Genomic DNA, 17,467 nt, shown 5'->3' with positions numbered 1-17,467 from the left:
CGGCGGGCCGTCATGGAGGCGGGCGATGGAGATGGCAGGGACGGCGGCGCCTTCGGCGCATCAGGCGGCGGCAGGCTCGATCGCGCTGACGGGCGCATTCGAGCGGCCGATGACGGTGACGCTCGACGACCTGCGCCGGTACGCGAGCGCAATGGCCGAGCCGTTCGACCTGCGCTGCTTCACGACGAACCGCTTCATTCGCTCGGTCGCGCCATATCGCGGCGCGCGGTTGAAAGACCTGCTCGACGCGGCCGGCTTGCGCAACGATGCGCCGGGCGACTTCAAGCGCATGGTGTTCATCGCGCATGCGCACGACGGCTATGCGGTCACGTTTTCCTGGCATGAGCTGTTCAACACGCCCGTCGGCGAACACGTGATCGTCGCGTTCGAATGCGGCGATGCGCCGCTGTCGATCGACGACGGCGCGCCGCTGCTGTTCTCGGGCGCCGACCTCCTGCCCGCGCCGCGCCACGTGAAGCGGCTGGCCGGCATCGTCGCGCGCGTGCTCGAACTCTGAACCGGCACGCGCCGCACCGGCCATCGTGTATGCTTGCCCGCATCGTTCAAAGGGCAGGACAACATGAAGACACCGGCACACCCCAAGCCTGAGGTGCGGTTCAGGATGCGGATCCAGCAAGCCGACACGATCGCGCTCGGGCCGGGCAAGGTCGCGCTGCTCGAAGCCGTGCGCGAGCACGGTTCGATTTCGGCGGCGGCGCGCAGCCTGAAGATGTCGTACCGGCGTGCGTGGTTGCTGATGGACGAGCTGAACCGCTCGCTGAAGTCGCCGGCGACGGTGTCCGAACACGGCGGGCAGAGCGGCGGTGGCAGCGTGCTCACGCCGGTCGGCGAGGAGATCATCCGGCTCTATCGCGGGATCGAGGAGCGGGCTTACGCGGCCTGCGCCGACGACATCGCCGCGCTCACGAAAATGGTGCGGCGTTAAGGGCGCACTGAGTGCGTGCTTTCCCGCGGGGCTGCTTCAGGCTGACGACGGGCTTTCACCGGCCCATGACGGGCAGTGCGCAAGGGATGCGACGACGAGTACCAGGGCCTAGCCGTGCCGCAGGCAGAAGCGCGATGCGTCGCCCGTGGCGGCATCCGGCACGATGACATCGCGTGCCTGCGCATCGAGCCGCCCGATCAGTTCGACGAAGCTGGCGACGCTCGCCGTCCGCAGCGGGTAGTAGGCGATGTGATGGCGTTCGCAGATGCGCTTGAGCAGGTTCATCGAATCGTGGTCGATACAGTCGACCGGGAACACGACCATGTTCGCGCCCGGTAGCGCCGCCGCCAGCAGGCCCTTGCGATCCTCGATGCCGCCGTCGTGCAGCGTCATCTCGCCGCCCGCCGTTTCGACGATCCGCTTGATCGCGCGGTTCGAGCCGGGGCGCCCGCCGACATACACCAGACGCGTACCCTGAAGGATCGACAGCGGATCGGCTGCGCGTTCGGCCGGATCGTCGGCCGATGCCTGCACCGCCTGTTCGATCGCGCTCGCTTCGGCGCGCAGCGTTTTCACCATCGCCATCAGGTCGTCGAGCCGCGCGCGCATCGCGCGGGCGCTTGCCTGTTCCGCGGCTATCCGCTGCTCGGCTGCCTCGCGGCGGCTCGTGTGCAACGCGAGCCGTTCGTCGCGTGCGGCCAGCGCTTCGCGTAGTTCGTGCACTTCCTCACGCAAGACGTTTTCAGCCGCCAGCGGCTGCGCGTTCTGGCGCGCGGCGAGGGCATCCCGTTCCTGCAGCGCCGCGTCGCGCTGCGCGCTCATTTCCTGCAGGCGCGCCTGCTGCCGTTCGATCTTCGCGTGCAGCGCCGCATTCTCTTCCTCCAGCGCGACCAGCCGCCGGATATCGGCGCGATTGGCCGAGCCGACCAGGTGCGACAGCATGTGCAGGTCGCCGAACGCGGCCTGGCGTACGCCCATCGTCGTGCGCGGATGCGTCATCAGCGCCCAGTACGCGGGCGGAATGTCGCCGCTCTTCAGCGCTTCCTTCCAGCGTGCGAGGAGTTCGTTCGCATCCTTCGCGCTGTCGAACGCGCGGATCGCGCCGGCGTAGCGCTCGTCGAGCGCCTTGTGCAACGCCTTGGCGCCGGCCGTGCCGTCGATCGCGAGCTCGACGGCCGCGTGATGGATCTCGAGGTCGGTCGCGTGCTGGCGGTCGAGGTCGGTGAACTTCGGCACGAGCCTGCGCAGTTCGTGCGTGGTCAGGCAGGTGCCGATGATCGAGCAGTGCAGGTTCGCATCGAGCTCGGACAGGCGCGTGCGGCGCTTCAGCTCGGTCAGTTGCGCGCGCGACGGCGCGCAGCATGCGTCGACCCGCACGCCGGTTGCCGCGGGCAAATTACCGCCGGGTGACGAGAGATCCGCCGTGCGGGCAAGGCGAAAGGGCGGAGCGTGCATGTTGACCTCTATCCGGCGTGGTCGAGCCGGAGACGGATGCGCGAAAGATTTTCGAAATATACCACGGAATATAACGCACGAAATTCCGGGGAAATCACGGAGCAAGGCTGCGTGGCGTGGTCAGCAGAGCACGGTTGAATGGTCGGCGAGCGGCAGTGCGGCAGGGGCAGGGGCAGGGGCCGGGGCTGCGGCCTCGGGCGAAACGGCGGGCGATACCGGCGCGTGACGCGCCATCACGTACTCGACGCACAGCCCGACGAACAGCACGTCGACGCGCTCCAGCGCGGCGACCGCGTCGCGCATCGCCGCCGGGTCGTTGCTGAACGAGTCGGAGAACACGTCGTCGCGTGTGCGTTCGAGGCGGCGCGCGTGGCTAATCACCCGTTCGAGCTCGGGCAGGCGCGTGAAGCGGGCGGCGCGGGCTTCGTCTTCGAGCGTCGACAGCAGTTCACGAAAACCCAGGGCGGACAGCGCATCGTCCGGCGTGTCGTCGGCGTGCGCGGCCGAGAACATCCGGATGAAGCGCACGACGCTGCCGCGCAGGCGCCGGAACGCGTCCACGACATCCGTGACCTGCTGCGCGCGTGCGTCGCTCGACAGCGGCCTGAGCGCGCTGATCTTGCGCGCGAGCGGCTGTTCCCGTGCGGCGCGCTGCGGGGCGCGATCCGTCGGCGTGCGGGGCATGGCGAGTCTCCGGAAGTGCAGGTGTCGATATATTCTACGGAATATATCGACTACGCAGAAAAAGACGGCACCGCGGGTGAGACACGGTGCCGTCAACGGCCTGAGCGGCCGACTGGTCAGTCGATGGGGCTCACGGCTATTCCGACCGTGGCCGTGAAGCGGACGGACATGCTGCCGGGCAGGAGGACCTTGCGCGTGGCCGGACATCTCCGGCCCAAGGCCGTCGCGAACGCGCTTAATGCTGCCGCGTAACCGCGGCGGGCAGCACGGCGGCCCGGGCGCCCGCCGTTTCGTCCACGGTCGTCCGGCCGCCGTCGTGAAAGAACGCCTGCTCGGCCGCATTGTTCATTACGAGGATGCTGATGCGGCGATTGGTCGGCTCGTCCGCCACGTTCTTGTCGAGCGGCAGGACATCCGCGAGCCCGCGCACCTGAAGCAGCTTGTCTTCCCGCAACCCGCCCGCCACCAGCGCACGCCGCGCCGCGTTCGCGCGATCGCTGGAGAGCTCCCAGTTCGAATAGCCGGTGGAACCGTCGGGATACGGCGTCGAATCGGTATGCCCCGCAATCGATACGCGGTTTTCGACATCGTCGAGCGCCGTACCGATCTGGCTGAGGATCGCGGTGGCATAGCTTTCAGGTTGCGAACTGCCCGACGCGAACATCGGGCGCTTGAGCGAATCGACGATCTCGATGCGCAAGCCCTCGTTGGTGATCGCGATCCGGATCTGGTCCTGATACGCGCGCAATGACGGGCTTTGGGCAATCGCCGCGGTCAGTTTCGCCTTCAGCCGTTCGAGCTTTTGCGTATCGACGATGCCGGCGAGTGCGGCGGGCGAGCTGGCCGGCACCGGTTGCGCTTTCGTGTCGATCGCCGGCGTCGGGTCGGACATGTCGCGGCCGCCGCCTTGCACGACGCTCGGGCGCGGCGCCTGCGCGTCCTGCCCGCCGGACAGGAGCGTCGACAGCGGCGTGTTGAAGTAGTCCTCGATCCCCTGCTTGTCGTACTTGGAGACCGAGCCGAGCAACCACATCAGCAGGAAGAACGCCATCATCGCCGTGACGAAATCGGCGTACGCGATTTTCCATGCGCCGCCGTGATGGGCGTCGTGGTCCTCGCCTTTCTTGCGGCGCACGACGACGAGCGATGCCGCGACGGACTGTTTCGACGGGGTGGAGCGACTGTCGGCCATGGCGCCTCCGTTACGCGGCCTTGGGCGACTTCGTCGCGCGGACGGCCTCGTCGAGCTCCTTGAAGCTCGGGCGATCGGCCGTGAACAGCACCTTGCGGCCGAATTCCACCGCCACCGGCGGCGCGTAGCCGCTCATCGACGCAAGCAGTACGGCCTTCACGCACTGGAACGGCTTGGCCGCCGCGCGGCCCTTCGCGTTGAGCAGATCCGCGAGCGGACCGACGAAGCCATACGCGAGCAGGATGCCGAGGAAGGTGCCGACGAGCGCGCCGGCGATCATCTTGCCGAGCACGGCGGGCGGCGCGCCGACCGAGCCCATCGTATGCACGACCCCCATCACCGCGGCGACGATACCGAACGCCGGCAGGCCGTCCGCCATCTTCTGGATCGCATTGGCCGCGACCGACGCCTCCGCATGGTGCGTATGCAGTTCCTCGTCCATCAGGTCCTGCATCTCCAGCACGTTCACGTTGCCGCCCGACATCATCCGCAAGTAATCGACGATGAAGTCGAGCAGGTGATGGTCTTCGAGCACATGCGAATACTTCTGGAACAGCGGGCTTTGCTCGGGCGCATCGACGTCGGCCTCGAGCGCCATCATGCCGTCGCGGCGCGCCTTCTGCAGCAGCTCGTACAGCAGCGCGATCAGTTCGACGTATTGCTGCTTCGTGTAGCCGCCGCCCTTGAAGCAGGTCGGCAGGGTCTTGATCGTCTTCTTCAGCGTCGTGACCGGATTGCTGACGACGAACGCACCCAGTGCGGCGCCGAAAATGCACAGCAACTCGAAGGGCTGCAGCAACGCCGGCAAATGGCCGCCCACGCCGACAAAACTGCCGATCACCGACCCGATGACGACGATCCACCCGATGGCTACAAACATGATTACCTCGTCCGCGACTTGCGCTGCTGCATCCGTTGTTCAAAAGCGAGCGGGGCGCCTGGCTGCCCCGCTCCATGCCCGCGATGGCGCCGATTCGCTGCAAGACGACGTCGATCGGCGGGTGTTGATGCAATAACGGCGATCGTCTGGACAACTGAACCCGTGATTCCACGGATCACGCGGGATGCATGCGTGGCACACGTTTGCACCTGCCGTTCTGCGCGGTTTTCTTGATCGAAGTCAAAAAATGCGCGGCCATCGCGTGAACTCCAGGACGGATGGGCGCGGAAAACGGGGAGGGAGTGATGCAATCCTCTCCGGAAAGGGACGCCGCGGGAGGCCGGGGAACGCGGCGCGCATCGCCGGTTGAACGGCGGCGGCCGCATGCCGGCAGGGTTTTCATCAGGACATCCGGGGCGCCGCACGATCCATCATGGCGAAAGTGCTGTCGCAGCCAACCGCAGGAGGGCGCGCCGTGACGTCCGATCCCACTCTCACGACCGCCTTCGTGTTCGCCGGCGGCGGCAGTCTTGGCGCGATCGAGGTCGGCATGCTCCGCGAACTGGTCGCGAGCGGCGAACGGCCCGGTTGCGTCATCGGCGCGTCGGCGGGCGCGATCAATGCCGCCTATTTCGCCGGCCGCCCGGACGCGGACGGCGTCGCGATGCTTGAAGCGCTGTGGTGCAGGATCCGCCGCCAGGACGTGATGCCGTTCTCGATGCGCAGCCTCATCGCGATGCTGCTGCGCAACCGGCCGCATCTGGTCGAGGCCGATGCGCTGCGCCTGCTGCTGGAAAAGAACCTGCCGTACCGGCGGATCGAGCAGGCCGCGTTGCCGCTCCATATCGTCGCGACCGAGGTGCTGAGCGGCCGCGAAGTCGTGCTGTCCGCCGGCTCGGTGGTGGACGCCGTGCAGGCCAGCGCGGCGATTCCCGGCGTGTTTCCGTCGGTCAGCATCGACGGTGTGGAACTCGTCGACGGCGGCGTCGCGAACAATACGCCGATCTCGGTGGCGGTCGCGCTCGGCGTCAAGCGGATCGTCGTGCTGCCGGCCGGGTTCGCCTGCGCGTTGCGCGTCCCGCCGCGCAGCGCGATCGCGCATGCGACGCATGCGCTGACGCTCGTGATCGCGCGGCAACTGGTGCGCGATCTGGAACTGTATGCGGCGCGCGCGCAAATCCATGTCGTGCCGCCGCTCTGTCCGCTGGAAGTGTCGTCATACGATTACTCACAGTGCGCGCAGCTGATCGACAAGGCCGCGGAACGCACGCGCGCGTGGATCGATGAGGGCGGGCTCGCGGCGTGCGCGATTCCTGGCCCGCTGCGCGAGCACGATCATGCGGCGGCGCTGTCGCATTGACGGGGGCTCGCGCGCCGTGCAAACGCATGATCGATGCACGCCGGTTTCCGGGGCCTCGCTCCGTCAATCGGCAAAAAAAAAGCGGCACCGTGCCACTAGACACGGTGCCGCCAACGGCCTGAACGGCCGCACTGGTCAGTCGATCGCGTGCATCGCGTGGCGTAGTTCCTGATAGCTGCGCAGCCCTGCCACGCCGAGTTCGCGGCCGATTCCGCTGAGCCCGAAGCCACCCCAACACACGTGCGGGTAGATGAGCTGCGGCGCGTTGATCCACACGAGCCCCGCGCGCACGCGCTGCTGGAATTGCTTCGCGATGGCCGCATCGCGCGTCACGACCGTCGCGACGAGCCCGTAGCGCGTGTCGTTCGCGAGTGCGATCGCTTCGTCGTCGGTACGGAACGATTTCACGCATGCGACGGGGCCGAACACTTCGTCGGTCCACAGCGGGTTGTCGGCGGCCGGCTCGGCGATCACGACAGGCGCCATGAAGAAGCCGTCGCCGCCGGCATCCGCCACGCGGCCGCTGAAGGCGACGCGTGCGCCCGCATCGATGCCTTGCTGGAGCATCGCTTCGACGCGCGTACGCTGCGCGGCGGAGATCAGCGGCCCCATCGCGACCTGTTCCGCGGCCGGCGGCGCGACGACGAGCGCACGCACGGCCGTTTCGAACGCGGCCATGAAGCTGCGGTACACGCTGTCGTGCACGAGGATGCGCGCGGTGGCCGAGCACATCTGGCCTGCGTTCGTGAAGGCGCCCGCGACCGCGAGCGACACCGCGACGTCGAGATCGGCGTCGTCGCGCACGATCAGCGACGACTTGCCGCCGAGTTCGAGCGTCACGCGCTTCATGTCGACGGCGGCGGCCTGCATGACCTTTCGGCCGGCCGCGGTGCTGCCGGTAAACGAGATCTTGTCGATCAGCGGATGCGCGGTCAGCGCTGCGCCGACCTCGGCGCCGCCGTTCACGACGTTGACGACGCCGGCCGGCACGCCGGCTTCGGCGACGATGTCGAGCAGCGCGTGTTCGGTGGGCGACGTGAGTTCGGACGGCTTCAGCACGACGGCGCAGCCGGCCGCGAGCGCGGGTGCGAGCTTCCACGCGGTCGTGACCATCGGGAAGTTCCACGGCATGACGAGCGCCGCGACGCCGACGGAATCGTAGAAGCGTTCGGCCGTGACGGCGTCGCTCGGCAGTGCGACCGGTTCGGCCGCGAACAGCGCAGGGTCTTCGCACAGCTTCGCGTAGTACGCGAACGTGGCGGCGACGTCGCCGACATCGGCTTCGGCCTCGAACGGCGGCTTGCCGCTCACCTGCATCTGCAGCGCCGCGAGGCGATCGCGCGACGCTTCGACGCGCTCGGCGATTTTCGCGAGAATGCGGCCGCGTTCGGCGGGCGGCGTATCGCGCCAGCCGGCGAACGCGTCGCGCGCGGCGCGCACCGCGGCGTCGACGTGTGCGGCCGTCGCGAATTCCTGCCAGCCGATCGCGGCACCCGTCGACGCGTCGAAGATCGGCGCGCCGGGCGCGTCGGCATGCGTGCGTACGGGCTGGCCGGCAATGTGCGCCGCGGGCAGCACGAACGTGGCGGTGGAACGGGAAAGCTCGGCAGTGGACATGAGGGTCATCCTGTCGGTCGGGTTAGCGGTAGGCGACGCCCGGCATCACGCAGAGCATCTCGAACGCGAGGTTCGCGCCGGTGAGCGCGGTGGTGCCGGTCGGGTCGTACGGCGGCGCGACTTCGACGAGGTCCGCACCGACGATGTTCAGGCCCTTCATCCCGCGCACGATCTCGAGACCTTGCTGCACGGTGAGGCCGCCGATTTCCGGCGTGCCGGTGCCGGGCGCGAACGACGGATCGAGGCCGTCGATGTCGAAGCTCAGGTAGACCGGCGTGTCGCCGACGCGTTCGCGCACCTGCGCCATCAGCGGCGCGAGCGATTTGTTCCAGCATTCTTCCGCCTGCACGACGGTGAAGCCCTGCTGGCGGCACCAGTCGAAATCGTCCGCGTGGTAGCCGGTGCCGCGCAGGCCGATCTGCGTGACCTTGTTGCATTGCAGCAGGCCGTCTTCCACCGCGCGGCGGAACGGCGTGCCGTGCGCGATCTTCTCGCCGAACATCGTGTCGTTCACGTCCGCATGCGCGTCGACGTGCACGACGGCGACCTGGCCGTATTTCTTGTGCAGCGCGCGCAGGATCGGCCACGCAATCGTGTGGTCGCCGCCGAGCGTGATCGGCCGGCAGCCGTTCGCGACGATCTCGTCGTACGCCTCTTCGATGCGGCGCACCGAGTCCTTCAGGTCGTACGGGTTGGTCGCGACGTCGCCGATGTCGGCCACCTGCAGCGAATCGAACGGTGCTGCGCGCGTGGCCATGTTGTACGGGCGCAGCAGCACGGATTCGGTGCGGATCTGGCGCGGGCCGAAGCGCGAGCCCGAGCGGTTCGACGTGCCGAGGTCGAGCGGCACGCCGACGAAGCACACGTCGAGGCCGTCGGTCGTTTCGGCTTGCGGCAGCCGCATCATCGTGGCGATGCCGCCAAAGCGCGGCATCTCGTTGCCGCCCATCGGTTGATTCAGTTCGCGGGGCATGGGCCGTCTCCTTTTTTCTGAGGTAAAGCGATCGGCCGATGGTAGAGGAGAACGCTCGCGCGAAGATTTTGAAGTCGCAACGTTTACATCGACGGGTCTCGATGCAAGTGGCGCTGCCGCATCGACGAGGCGCAACCGAATGCGGCCGCGCGGCGCGGCCGGGCGCGTCAGCGCGGGATGGCCGACGGCGCGGCGCCGTCGTGCGAGCCGGCGGCAGGGAGCGCGGTGGTGGCCGAACCCCACGCGGCGAGTTCGCGCTTCGTGCGTACGCCGAGCTTCGCAAACGCGCGCTTCACGTACGACTCGGCCGACGCGACCCGCACGCCGAGGATCTCGGCCGTCTCCGGCACGGTCTTGCCGGACAGCAGGTGCTTGCAGGTTTCATATTCGCGCTTCGACAGCTTCACGCCGTCGGCCGCGATCCTCGCATCGAACTGCGCGAGCGGATGGACTTCGGGTGTGGGATGCGCGATGCGCCGCACGGCCGTGGTCGACGCATGCAGTTCGAGCAGCGGAAACAGCACGTCGCTGATGCTGCGAAAGCGGTTCATCTCGGCGAGCGTGAACGGCGGCCGGTCGCGGCCGCGCTCCAGCGCGATCGAATGCTGCGAATAGCGCGTGCCGCGCGCGAGCACGCATTCGTGCCCGATACGCACGTCGTCGAACAGCCGCTGGCGGAATTCGCCGGGCGGAATCGCCGCGATGTCGCGCACCACGAGCATCGTGCCCGTCTTGCCGCGCAGCCCCGCGAACAGCGGGTCGCTGTCGAGAAAGCGCTCGTAGTAGAGCGTCATCACGTCGGAGATTTCGGTGGATTCGGTGTCGATGCCGCTGCTGCCGATCCATTCGCATCGATAGCCTGTGGGCATCGAGCCGTCGACGCGCGAACGTTCGACATGCGCGACATCGAGCGGCACCACGTCATTGAGCAGTTGCGTGAGGCGCGGCACGAAGTGCGGCGTGCCGACCGTCTCGATCAGCTCGCCCAGCGCCTTGAACGACACGTTGAAACGGTCGTTGTCGCGGTGGAAGGGGTTCACGTTGAGCAGCATGCGGTTCCCCGGGTGAAAGGCGGCGCGATTGTAGCGTCGGCAACGAAAAACGTCATTAGGGGGAAATACCGGCAGGTGTCCTTGCGACCTGTCGGAAACCGGAAAACACCGCTTGTCCCCCCCGGAGGGGGGCATACCGGGGCAGTGTAAATGAGTAACTTTGTCTCTGCTTTTTTCAATCAAGAGACGAAAGACTCAGATGACCAAACTGATCAAGGACATCCTGCCGCTCGGCGCAGGCATCGGCGAATTCACGAAGCTCGACTTCGGCATGGACGAGAGCGACTGGCGCGCGGCGGAAGGCAAGAGCGGCAACTACATCATCGGCTGGTGGGAAGGGAAAGTCGGCTCGGTGGAGTTTCCGGAAACCGCGGCCGACGAAGCCGTGTGGCTCGTCGAGGGCCGGATCGCACTGACCGACGTCGAAGGCAATCGCAAGGAATTCACGCCGGGCCAGGGCTACCTGCTGCCGGCCGGCTTCGCGGGCCGCTGGGAGACGATCGAGGACGCGAAGAAGTTCTACGTGCTGCTCGAGAAGTCGTGATGCCCGAAACCGCCGCCGTGGTGTCGTCGTCCGTGTGACGCGCGCCCGGCGGCGGTTTCGTTTTTCGCGTGTGATGGCTGGGATCATGGAAATGGAAGTCAAAGCAAGAGAGACTGCACCGGAGCAGGCGCACGCAATGCGTGGCGCGCCGGTCGCACTGGGCGTCGAGGCGGCGCTCGCGAATACGAAGCTGTTCCCGTACTGGCTCGACAACCCGGCGGCGCCGGCCACCGAGCCGGAACTCGTCGGCGACGTGACGGCCGACCTGCTGATCGTCGGCGGCGGCTTCACGGGGCTGTGGTCGGCCGTGCAGGCGAAGGAACAGATGCCGCACCTGAACGTGGTGCTGATCGAGGCCGGCAAGGTGGCGCACGGCGCATCGGGCCGCGCGGGCGGGATCATCTCGACGTCGGTGATGCACGGGCTGCCGAACGCGGTGCGCGTGTTCCCGAACGACATCGCGCAGCTCGAGGAATTCGGCCATCACAACCTCGACGGTTTCGAGGACACGCTGAAGCGCTACGACATCGATGCCGATATCGAGTGGAACGGCGAGATGACGGTCGCGGTTGATCCCGAGCACATCGCGCACCTGAAGGGCGACTACGACCTGCATCGCGAGTACGGCCACAACGTCGTGCTGCTGAACCGCGAGGAGACGCTCGAACAACTGAATTCGCCGCTGTTCGCGGGCGCGCTGTGGTCGCGTAACCGCAGCGGCATCGTGCACCCGGCGAAGCTCGCGTGGGGGCTGAAGCGCGCGGCGCTGAAGCTCGGCGTGAAGCTGTACGAGCACACGCCGCTCGTGACCGTGACCGACGAAGGCAGCACCGTCTTCGTGACGACGCCGAAGGGCAGCGTGCGCGCGCCGCGTGTCGTGTTCGGCAGCGGCACCGCGAAAGTCGGGATTCCCGACATCAACCGCCGCGTGATGCAGGTGCGCGACCACGTGCTCGCGACCGAGCCGCTCACCGACGAGCAGCTCGCGCGGATCGGCTGGAAAAATCGCCAGGGCGTGTACGACACGCGCACGCAGCTCAACTATTTCCGTCTGACGAAGAACAACAACATCATCTTCGGCGGGCTGGTGAGCTATCACTTCGACGGCGATCCGGAGCCGCACCAGGACGGCCAGCGCGAAACGTATTACCGGCTCGCGGAAGCGTTCTACCGCACGTTCCCGCAACTGAGCGACGTGCGCTTCTCGCACGCGTGGGGCGGCCCGATCGACTACTGCTCGCGCGGCTCGGTGTTCGCGAAGCGCTATCTCGGCGACAAGGCCGTGTTCGTCGCCGGCTATACGGGCTTCGGCGTCGCGGCGAGCCGGTTCGGCGCGTTCATGGGGCTGAACATCCTGTTCGATCGCGACAGCCCCGAGCGCAAGCTCGACATCGCGAACCAGAGCCCGAGCTACATCCCGCCGGAACCGATGCGCTGGATGGCCGCGAAGATCACGTTCCATGCGTTCGACGGCGCGGATGCGGAAGGCGGCTGGAAGCGCGCGTGGATCAGCGGCATCAAGGCGATGGGCTTCCCGATGTAAGCGACGACGGGGTGGCCCCGCGCCGGGCCGCCCCGTCATGCCGATACCAAAAAACGATCCCCAGAGGACACGGTCCGCCCCGCGGACACGGAGAGAGACACCAGATGAATGTAGTCAACCTGCAGGATGAAGCGCGACAGGAAAGCGCGCTGTTCGTCGTCGTGATGCTGCTGCTCGGCATGCTCGGGCCGACGGTCTTCCTCGGCCTGCCCGCGATCGTCGGGCAGGTCGAGCGTCATTGGGGCTTCGGCGAGGCCGCGCTCGGGCTGTCGAGCTTCATCGAGGTGCTCGGCGAATCGACGGGCACGCTGCTCGTCGCGTTCGTGCTCGGCCGCCAGCCGGTCCGGTGGGTGCTCGCGGGCGCGGTGACGCTCGCGGCCGGCGCGAACCTCGGCACGCTCGCGACGCACGGGCTCGTCGCGTATTCGGCGTTGCAGTTCATCGCGGGCGTCGGCTCGGGCGGGCTGAACGGCATCGCGCTGCGCTACCTGTCGTATTCGCGCGCGCCGGAACGCAATCTCGGGATCATGCTGATGGGGCAGGTGACGTGGAGCATGGTGCTGCTCGCCTACATCTTCCCGATGCTGAGCGACGCATGGGGCGCGCACGGCGTGTTCGGGTTCGTCGCGTGCGTGCTCGGCGTGTTCGTGCTCGCGACGCCGCTGTTTCGCCGCGGCGAGACGCTGGCCGCGCCGGCACCGGACGGCGTGGCCGGCCGCATCGACCGCAAGGGCGCGATGCTCGTGCTGTGCGCGCAGCTCGCGCTGTACGGCGGCGTCGGCGTCGTGTGGACCTTCCTCGAGAAGATCGGCACCGCGGCGGGCCTGAGCGGCAAGTCGGTGTCGCTGGTGCTCGGCGCCGCGAACATCGCGAGCCTCGTGATCTGCGCGGCGATGCCGAAGCTCGGCGCGGGCGCGGGCCTGCGCCGCTGGGCGCTCGTGAACCTCGGCGGCTGCGCGGTCGCGGCCGTGCTGCTCGCGCTGCCGGCCTCGGCCGCGACGTTCACGCTCGGCGCGATCGTGTTCATCGGCTGCTGGACCGGCGGCGCGCTGCTGATCTACGCGACGATTCCGCAGTACGACCTGGTCGGCAAGTCGGCCGCGCTGTCGCCGGGCTGCGTCGCGCTCGGCTATGGCGTCGGCTCGGTCGCGGGCGGTTCATTGATCGAGAGCGCGGGCACGCAGTCGGCGCTGATCGCGGCGATCGTGCTGTGCGCGGTGGCGTTCCTCTGCTACCGGCGGCTGCGGCCGGCGGTGTTCGGCATGGAACGCGCGCTTGCGGTAGCACCTGAATGACGGTTGCGACGCGCGCTGCTGCCGATGGCGGCGCGCGTCCGGTTCGGTTCATCGGCGAAGGCGGCCGGCGTGGCGCGCGATGCGCGTCGTGCCGGCCGGGCAACGCGCACACGCGCAGCGGCTGGAAGCATGTTCTCGAATACCTCCGATCTCGATCTCCGGCTCATCCGGGTCTTTCTGGCCGTCGTCGACGCACGCGGCATCACGGCCGCCGAGGCGTCGCTCGGCGTGCGGCAGTCGACGATCAGCACGCAGCTGTCGGCGCTCGAAGCGCGCGTCGGCTTCAAGCTGTGCGATCGCGGGCGCGGCGGCTTTCGCCTGACGTCGAAGGGCGAACGCTTCGCGGCCACCGCGCGCACGCTCGTCGCGGCAACCTCCGAATTTGTCGCGCGGGTGCGCGACATCGACCGCAAGCTGGTCGGCACGCTGTCGATCGGCCTGATCGGCCAGGCGCCGCTCGTCGAGAACGCGCGCGTGGCCGATGCGATCGGCGCATTCCGCAAGCGCGACCAGGCCGTCACGTTCGCGATGAAGGTCGCGTCGCCGCAGGAGCTGGAGGAAAGCCTCGTCAACAACCAGCTCGATCTCGCGATCGGCTATTTCTGGCATCGCGTGCCGGGGCTGCTCTACACACCGCTGTTCACCGAGCAGCAGGTGATCTACTGCGGGCGCGGGCATCCTCTGTTCCATGCGTCGCGGCCCGTGACGGCGGACGACCTGCAGCTTCACGACTGGGTCTGGCGCACCTATCCGGTGCCGGAGGAGCAGTATCCGCTGCCCGAGCGGCGCGTGACCGCGAGCGCGGACAGCATCGAGGCCGCGACGATCCTGATCCTGTCGGGCGGCCATCTCGGCTACCTGCCCGCGCACTACGCGGAGCCGTTCGAGCAGCGCGGGCTCGTGAAGGCCGTCGGCCGTTCGACGTTCAGCTTCGACGTACCGTTGCATCTCGCGATGAAGCGCAGCGCGAGCGACAAGCCGATCGTCGATGCGTTCTGCGAGGATCTGCTGCGCGCCTTCAACATCAAGGCGGCCGCGCTGGCCGCATAAGCGCACGGCGCGCGCTCAGCAGTCGACCAGCACCCAGTCGAACAGCTCGCGGCGCGTGCGCACGCCGAGCTTCGCGAACGCGCGCTTCACGTACGACTCGGCCGTCGACAGCTTCACGTCGAGCTGCTGCGCGGCCTCGGGCACCGAACGCCCGCACAGCATCAGCCGGCAGATTTCGTGCTCGCGGCGCGACAGCTGCACGTCCTGCCGTTCGAGGCGCGCGTCGAAGCTCGCCTGCGACGCGGTATTCACCGTCCCCGACGCCACGCGCCGTGCCGCGCAGCTACGCGCATGCAGCTCGAACATCGGGAACAGCAGGTCGACCATCTGCCGGAAGTGGAACAGCTCGTCCATCGTGAACGCGGGCCGCCCGACGGTGCGCGCCAGCCCGAGTGCGTATTGCAGGTGCGCGTTGCCGTGCACGAGCATGCATTCCTGCGCGATGCCCGGCTCGTCGAAGATCCGGCGGCGGAACTCGCCTTGCGCGATCCCTTCCACGTGGCGCTGTACCAGCAGCGTGCCGGCCTTGCCGCGCAGCGGCGCGACCAGCGGATCGACCTGGCAGTAGTTCTGGTAGTAGACATCCATCACGCGCAGCGTATCGGCCGCGAAGCGCAGGCTGCCGCTGCCGAGCCACTCGACGACGAAGCCCGACGTACTGCCCGTATCCGCGCGCCAGCGTTCGAGGTGCACGGCGTCGGCGTCGATGCTGTCGTTGACGAACTCCGTGACCGCGCCGACGAAATCGGTCGTGCCGACCGCGCGCAACGTCGCGCCGAGCGTGTCGGGGCGCACGCCGATCAGGTAGTGGCCGCGGGCGGCCGGGTCGGGCTGGAGAAGTCGCATGGTCGGGCGTGGGCGGTCAGGGGACAGCGCGACGTTACGCGAACGCCGCACACGCGTCAGCCGGGAATTCACCGGATCGACCCCACCAATTTCATGCGTTGTCCCCAAAACGACGACAAGACCGCGCGTGCAACGGCCGGAATTCGCCCGAGCCCCCGCAGCGGGGGGGCATACCGCCACGAATCGTCTGCCTATAGTGAAAGCACTTCGAAAACCTGATCAACAGAAAGGACAGGCCATGCAGATGAAACCGACGCCCGCCGCCAAGGATTCGACACCGGCGGATTTCGTTCTGACCAACGCGAAGGTCTACACCGTCGATCCGCACAAGCCGTGGGCACAGGCGGTTGCCGTGCGCGACGGCCGGATCGTCCACGTCGGCGACACGGCGGCCGTGCAGGCGTACGTCGGGGCGGACACGAAGGTCGTCGACGCGGCCGGCCGGCTCGTGCTGCCGGGCTTCGTCGAGTCGCACTGGCACTTCGAGACGACCGCGTTCGCGTTCCAGGCGTTCGTGAACTACGAGGATCCGCAGAAGGTGCTCGGCGCGCTGCGTGCGTATGTCGAGTCGCATCCGGACGAGCCTGCGATCACCGGGATGGGCTGGGTGCAGGCGACGATTCCGCCGGCGCTGCTGCGCAAGGAGACGCTCGACGCGATCTGCGCGGATCGCCCCGTATGCCTGCTGTCGACCGATTTCCATTCGATGTGGGTGAACTCGAAGGCACTGGAGATCGCCGGGATCGACGCGTCGACGCCGCCCGTGCAGGAAGGCGCGAGCTGGTTCGAGAAGGATGCCGTGACGGGCGAGCCGACCGGCCTGATCGTCGACGGTGCCGCGTATTCGTTGCTGATGCAGCGGATCAGCGCGGCCGGCCTGCTGCCGACCGGCATCGACCTTTACCTGAAGTCGATTCCGCCGTGGCAGAAGAAGCTGTGCGCGGCCGGTGTGACGACCGTGTTCGATGCGGGCTTCTTCGACCCGAGCGGCGACCAGTCGCTGCTGTACGAGACGCTGCAGACGATGGAGCGCGCGGGCGACCTGAAGCTGCGGGTCGTGGGCAGCGTCGCGGTGATCGGCGAGATCGACGATCCGGTCGGCACGCTCGTCAAGTATCGCGAGCAGTACGATTCGCCGCTCGTGAAGGCGCGTGCGCTGAAGCTGTTCCTCGACGGGACGGAAGCGAACCACACCGCGTACCTGCTCGAACCGTACGCGGACCGCCCCGACACCTGCGGCGCGCCGACGATGCCGGCCGACACGTTCAACCACTACCTGGTCGAAGCCGATCGCGTGAACGCGAACGTGATGGTCCATTGCGTCGGCGACGCGGCCGTGCGGATGGCGCTCGACGGCTTCGATGCGGTCAACCGCACGAACCCGCCGCGCGACCGGCGCCACGTGATCACGCATGCGTTCCTCACGCATCCGGACGACATCCCGCGCTTCCGCCGCGCGGGCGTGATGGCGAACACGCAGCTGCAGTGGGGCGTGGTCGACGCGTACACCGAGCAACTGCGCGACCACTACGGCCACGAGCGCTGGAGCAACATGTACAAGTTCCGCACGTTCCTCGACGAAGGCGTGACGGTGTCGATCGGCATGGACGGCCTCGCGTGCCAGTGCCGCTGCCAGCACAAGCCGCTCGAGCACATCGAGTCGGGCCATACGCGCCAGCTCGCGGGCGAGCCCGATGCAGCGGTGTTCCCGGACATCGCCGAGCGCCTGAGCATTCCGCAGCTGATCGCCGCGTACACGATCCACGGCGCATACCAGCTCGGGATGGAGCATGAGGTCGGCTCGCTCACGCCCGGCAAGCGCGCGGATCTCGTCGTGCTGGAACACGACCTGTTCGAAGTCGGCCAGTACGACATCGGCCGCATCGACGTCGCGCTGACGATGATGGACGGCCGTGTCACGCACGTGGGCGAGGACTTCGGCGTGCGCACGGGCGTGCAGGCTTCCTGAGCGGTTTTAGGCTGACCTGGCCACGCGGCGAAGGAAGCTTTCAAATCGCTTCCGCTTCGTG

16 protein-coding genes are annotated in these 17,467 nt (G+C 67.8%); 8 read left to right on the top strand and 8 right to left on the bottom strand.

Annotation, left to right across the window (positions count from 1 at the left end):
- Nucleotides 1-25: 25 nt before the first annotated feature.
- Both BCEP18194_RS36685 and BCEP18194_RS36680 read left to right on the top strand, forming a co-directional pair.
- A complete protein-coding gene (locus BCEP18194_RS36685; protein ID WP_011356386.1) occupies nucleotides 26-517 on the top strand; it encodes a molybdopterin-dependent oxidoreductase in 492 nt (163 codons plus the stop codon).
- Nucleotides 518-622: 105 nt separating this feature from the next.
- Nucleotides 623-946: a winged helix-turn-helix domain-containing protein gene (locus BCEP18194_RS36680; RefSeq protein WP_011356385.1), complete on the top strand. Its 324-nt coding sequence runs from the start codon at nucleotides 623-625 to the stop codon at nucleotides 944-946.
- Nucleotides 947-1,054: 108 nt separating this feature from the next.
- On the opposite strand, the gene BCEP18194_RS36675 is transcribed toward BCEP18194_RS36680, so the two are convergent.
- The 4 genes from BCEP18194_RS36675 to motA form a co-directional block, all read right to left on the bottom strand.
- The gene (locus BCEP18194_RS36675) at nucleotides 1,055-2,401 is read right to left on the bottom strand and encodes a DUF2325 domain-containing protein (RefSeq protein WP_011356384.1); all 1,347 of its coding nucleotides are present in this window, start codon (nucleotides 2,399-2,401) and stop codon (nucleotides 1,055-1,057) included.
- 120 nt (nucleotides 2,402-2,521) lie between these two features.
- Nucleotides 2,522-3,085 (bottom strand): hypothetical protein, encoded by a 564-nt coding sequence (locus BCEP18194_RS36670; RefSeq protein ID WP_011356383.1) that lies wholly within the window; start codon nucleotides 3,083-3,085, stop codon nucleotides 2,522-2,524.
- Between the two features lie 235 nt (nucleotides 3,086-3,320).
- On the bottom strand, nucleotides 3,321-4,277 hold the full coding sequence (gene motB, locus BCEP18194_RS36665) for a flagellar motor protein MotB (RefSeq protein WP_011356382.1): 957 nt from the start codon (nucleotides 4,275-4,277) through the stop codon (nucleotides 3,321-3,323).
- 10 nt (nucleotides 4,278-4,287) lie between these two features.
- Nucleotides 4,288-5,157: a flagellar motor stator protein MotA gene (motA, locus tag BCEP18194_RS36660; protein WP_011356381.1), complete on the bottom strand. Its 870-nt coding sequence runs from the start codon at nucleotides 5,155-5,157 to the stop codon at nucleotides 4,288-4,290.
- A 433-nt stretch (nucleotides 5,158-5,590) separates the two neighbouring features.
- Here motA and BCEP18194_RS36655 point away from each other — a divergent pair, with 433 nt between their 5' ends.
- The gene (locus BCEP18194_RS36655) at nucleotides 5,591-6,517 is read left to right on the top strand and encodes a patatin-like phospholipase family protein (protein ID WP_011356380.1); all 927 of its coding nucleotides are present in this window, start codon (nucleotides 5,591-5,593) and stop codon (nucleotides 6,515-6,517) included.
- 135 nt (nucleotides 6,518-6,652) lie between these two features.
- Here BCEP18194_RS36655 and BCEP18194_RS36650 read toward each other — a convergent pair whose 3' ends face one another.
- From BCEP18194_RS36650 to BCEP18194_RS36640, 3 genes are all read right to left on the bottom strand, one after another.
- The gene (locus BCEP18194_RS36650; RefSeq protein ID WP_011356379.1) at nucleotides 6,653-8,134 is read right to left on the bottom strand and encodes an aldehyde dehydrogenase family protein; all 1,482 of its coding nucleotides are present in this window, start codon (nucleotides 8,132-8,134) and stop codon (nucleotides 6,653-6,655) included.
- Between the two features lie 22 nt (nucleotides 8,135-8,156).
- On the bottom strand, nucleotides 8,157-9,107 hold the full coding sequence (gene speB, locus BCEP18194_RS36645) for an agmatinase (RefSeq protein WP_011356378.1): 951 nt from the start codon (nucleotides 9,105-9,107) through the stop codon (nucleotides 8,157-8,159).
- Nucleotides 9,108-9,274: 167 nt separating this feature from the next.
- Entirely contained in the window at nucleotides 9,275-10,159 is an 885-nt protein-coding gene (locus BCEP18194_RS36640; protein WP_011356377.1) for a helix-turn-helix transcriptional regulator, read from the bottom strand.
- A 199-nt stretch (nucleotides 10,160-10,358) separates the two neighbouring features.
- On the opposite strand from BCEP18194_RS36640, the gene BCEP18194_RS36635 reads away from it, so the two are divergent.
- The 4 genes from BCEP18194_RS36635 to BCEP18194_RS36620 all read left to right on the top strand — a co-directional run bounded on the left by BCEP18194_RS36635 (nucleotide 10,359) and on the right by BCEP18194_RS36620 (nucleotide 14,591).
- A complete protein-coding gene (locus tag BCEP18194_RS36635) occupies nucleotides 10,359-10,703 on the top strand; it encodes a cupin domain-containing protein (RefSeq protein ID WP_011356376.1) in 345 nt (114 codons plus the stop codon).
- Nucleotides 10,704-10,788: 85 nt separating this feature from the next.
- Entirely contained in the window at nucleotides 10,789-12,246 is a 1,458-nt protein-coding gene (locus BCEP18194_RS36630) for an NAD(P)/FAD-dependent oxidoreductase (protein ID WP_041493398.1), read from the top strand.
- 104 nt (nucleotides 12,247-12,350) lie between these two features.
- Nucleotides 12,351-13,541 (top strand): MFS transporter, encoded by a 1,191-nt coding sequence (locus BCEP18194_RS36625; RefSeq protein WP_011356374.1) that lies wholly within the window; start codon nucleotides 12,351-12,353, stop codon nucleotides 13,539-13,541.
- 129 nt (nucleotides 13,542-13,670) lie between these two features.
- The gene (locus BCEP18194_RS36620) at nucleotides 13,671-14,591 is read left to right on the top strand and encodes a LysR family transcriptional regulator (protein WP_041493671.1); all 921 of its coding nucleotides are present in this window, start codon (nucleotides 13,671-13,673) and stop codon (nucleotides 14,589-14,591) included.
- Nucleotides 14,592-14,606: 15 nt separating this feature from the next.
- Here the strand turns inward: BCEP18194_RS36620 and BCEP18194_RS36615 are convergent, their stop codons facing one another.
- Nucleotides 14,607-15,437 (bottom strand): helix-turn-helix transcriptional regulator, encoded by an 831-nt coding sequence (locus tag BCEP18194_RS36615; protein ID WP_011356372.1) that lies wholly within the window; start codon nucleotides 15,435-15,437, stop codon nucleotides 14,607-14,609.
- Between the two features lie 238 nt (nucleotides 15,438-15,675).
- Between BCEP18194_RS36615 and BCEP18194_RS36610 the strand changes: the two genes are divergently transcribed.
- On the top strand, nucleotides 15,676-17,406 hold the full coding sequence (locus tag BCEP18194_RS36610) for an amidohydrolase (protein WP_011356371.1): 1,731 nt from the start codon (nucleotides 15,676-15,678) through the stop codon (nucleotides 17,404-17,406).
- Nucleotides 17,407-17,467: the final 61 nt, after the last annotated feature.

The sequence above is a fragment of the Burkholderia lata genome, from assembly GCF_000012945.1.
GTDB classification, from domain to species: Bacteria; Pseudomonadota; Gammaproteobacteria; order Burkholderiales; family Burkholderiaceae; genus Burkholderia; species Burkholderia lata.
This window is presented reverse-complemented; position numbering and strand designations above follow the sequence as displayed.

What these genes read in the sequence shown, in the direction of transcription:
- BCEP18194_RS36685 (WP_011356386.1), top strand. Translation starts at nt 26, where the DNA reads ATGGAGATGGCAGGGACGGCGGCGCCTTCGGCGCATCAGGCGGCGGCA.
- BCEP18194_RS36680 (WP_011356385.1), top strand. Translation starts at nt 623, where the DNA reads ATGCGGATCCAGCAAGCCGACACGATCGCGCTCGGGCCGGGCAAGGTC.
- BCEP18194_RS36675 (WP_011356384.1), bottom strand. Translation starts at nt 2,401, where the DNA reads ATGCACGCTCCGCCCTTTCGCCTTGCCCGCACGGCGGATCTCTCGTCA.
- BCEP18194_RS36670 (WP_011356383.1), bottom strand. Translation starts at nt 3,085, where the DNA reads ATGCCCCGCACGCCGACGGATCGCGCCCCGCAGCGCGCCGCACGGGAA.
- motB (WP_011356382.1), bottom strand. Translation starts at nt 4,277, where the DNA reads ATGGCCGACAGTCGCTCCACCCCGTCGAAACAGTCCGTCGCGGCATCG.
- motA (WP_011356381.1), bottom strand. Translation starts at nt 5,157, where the DNA reads ATGTTTGTAGCCATCGGGTGGATCGTCGTCATCGGGTCGGTGATCGGC.
- BCEP18194_RS36655 (WP_011356380.1), top strand. Translation starts at nt 5,591, where the DNA reads ATGGCGAAAGTGCTGTCGCAGCCAACCGCAGGAGGGCGCGCCGTGACG.
- BCEP18194_RS36650 (WP_011356379.1), bottom strand. Translation starts at nt 8,134, where the DNA reads ATGTCCACTGCCGAGCTTTCCCGTTCCACCGCCACGTTCGTGCTGCCC.
- speB (WP_011356378.1), bottom strand. Translation starts at nt 9,107, where the DNA reads ATGCCCCGCGAACTGAATCAACCGATGGGCGGCAACGAGATGCCGCGC.
- BCEP18194_RS36640 (WP_011356377.1), bottom strand. Translation starts at nt 10,159, where the DNA reads ATGCTGCTCAACGTGAACCCCTTCCACCGCGACAACGACCGTTTCAAC.
- BCEP18194_RS36635 (WP_011356376.1), top strand. Translation starts at nt 10,359, where the DNA reads ATGACCAAACTGATCAAGGACATCCTGCCGCTCGGCGCAGGCATCGGC.
- BCEP18194_RS36630 (WP_041493398.1), top strand. Translation starts at nt 10,789, where the DNA reads ATGGAAATGGAAGTCAAAGCAAGAGAGACTGCACCGGAGCAGGCGCAC.
- BCEP18194_RS36625 (WP_011356374.1), top strand. Translation starts at nt 12,351, where the DNA reads ATGAATGTAGTCAACCTGCAGGATGAAGCGCGACAGGAAAGCGCGCTG.
- BCEP18194_RS36620 (WP_041493671.1), top strand. Translation starts at nt 13,671, where the DNA reads ATGTTCTCGAATACCTCCGATCTCGATCTCCGGCTCATCCGGGTCTTT.
- BCEP18194_RS36615 (WP_011356372.1), bottom strand. Translation starts at nt 15,437, where the DNA reads ATGCGACTTCTCCAGCCCGACCCGGCCGCCCGCGGCCACTACCTGATC.
- BCEP18194_RS36610 (WP_011356371.1), top strand. Translation starts at nt 15,676, where the DNA reads ATGCAGATGAAACCGACGCCCGCCGCCAAGGATTCGACACCGGCGGAT.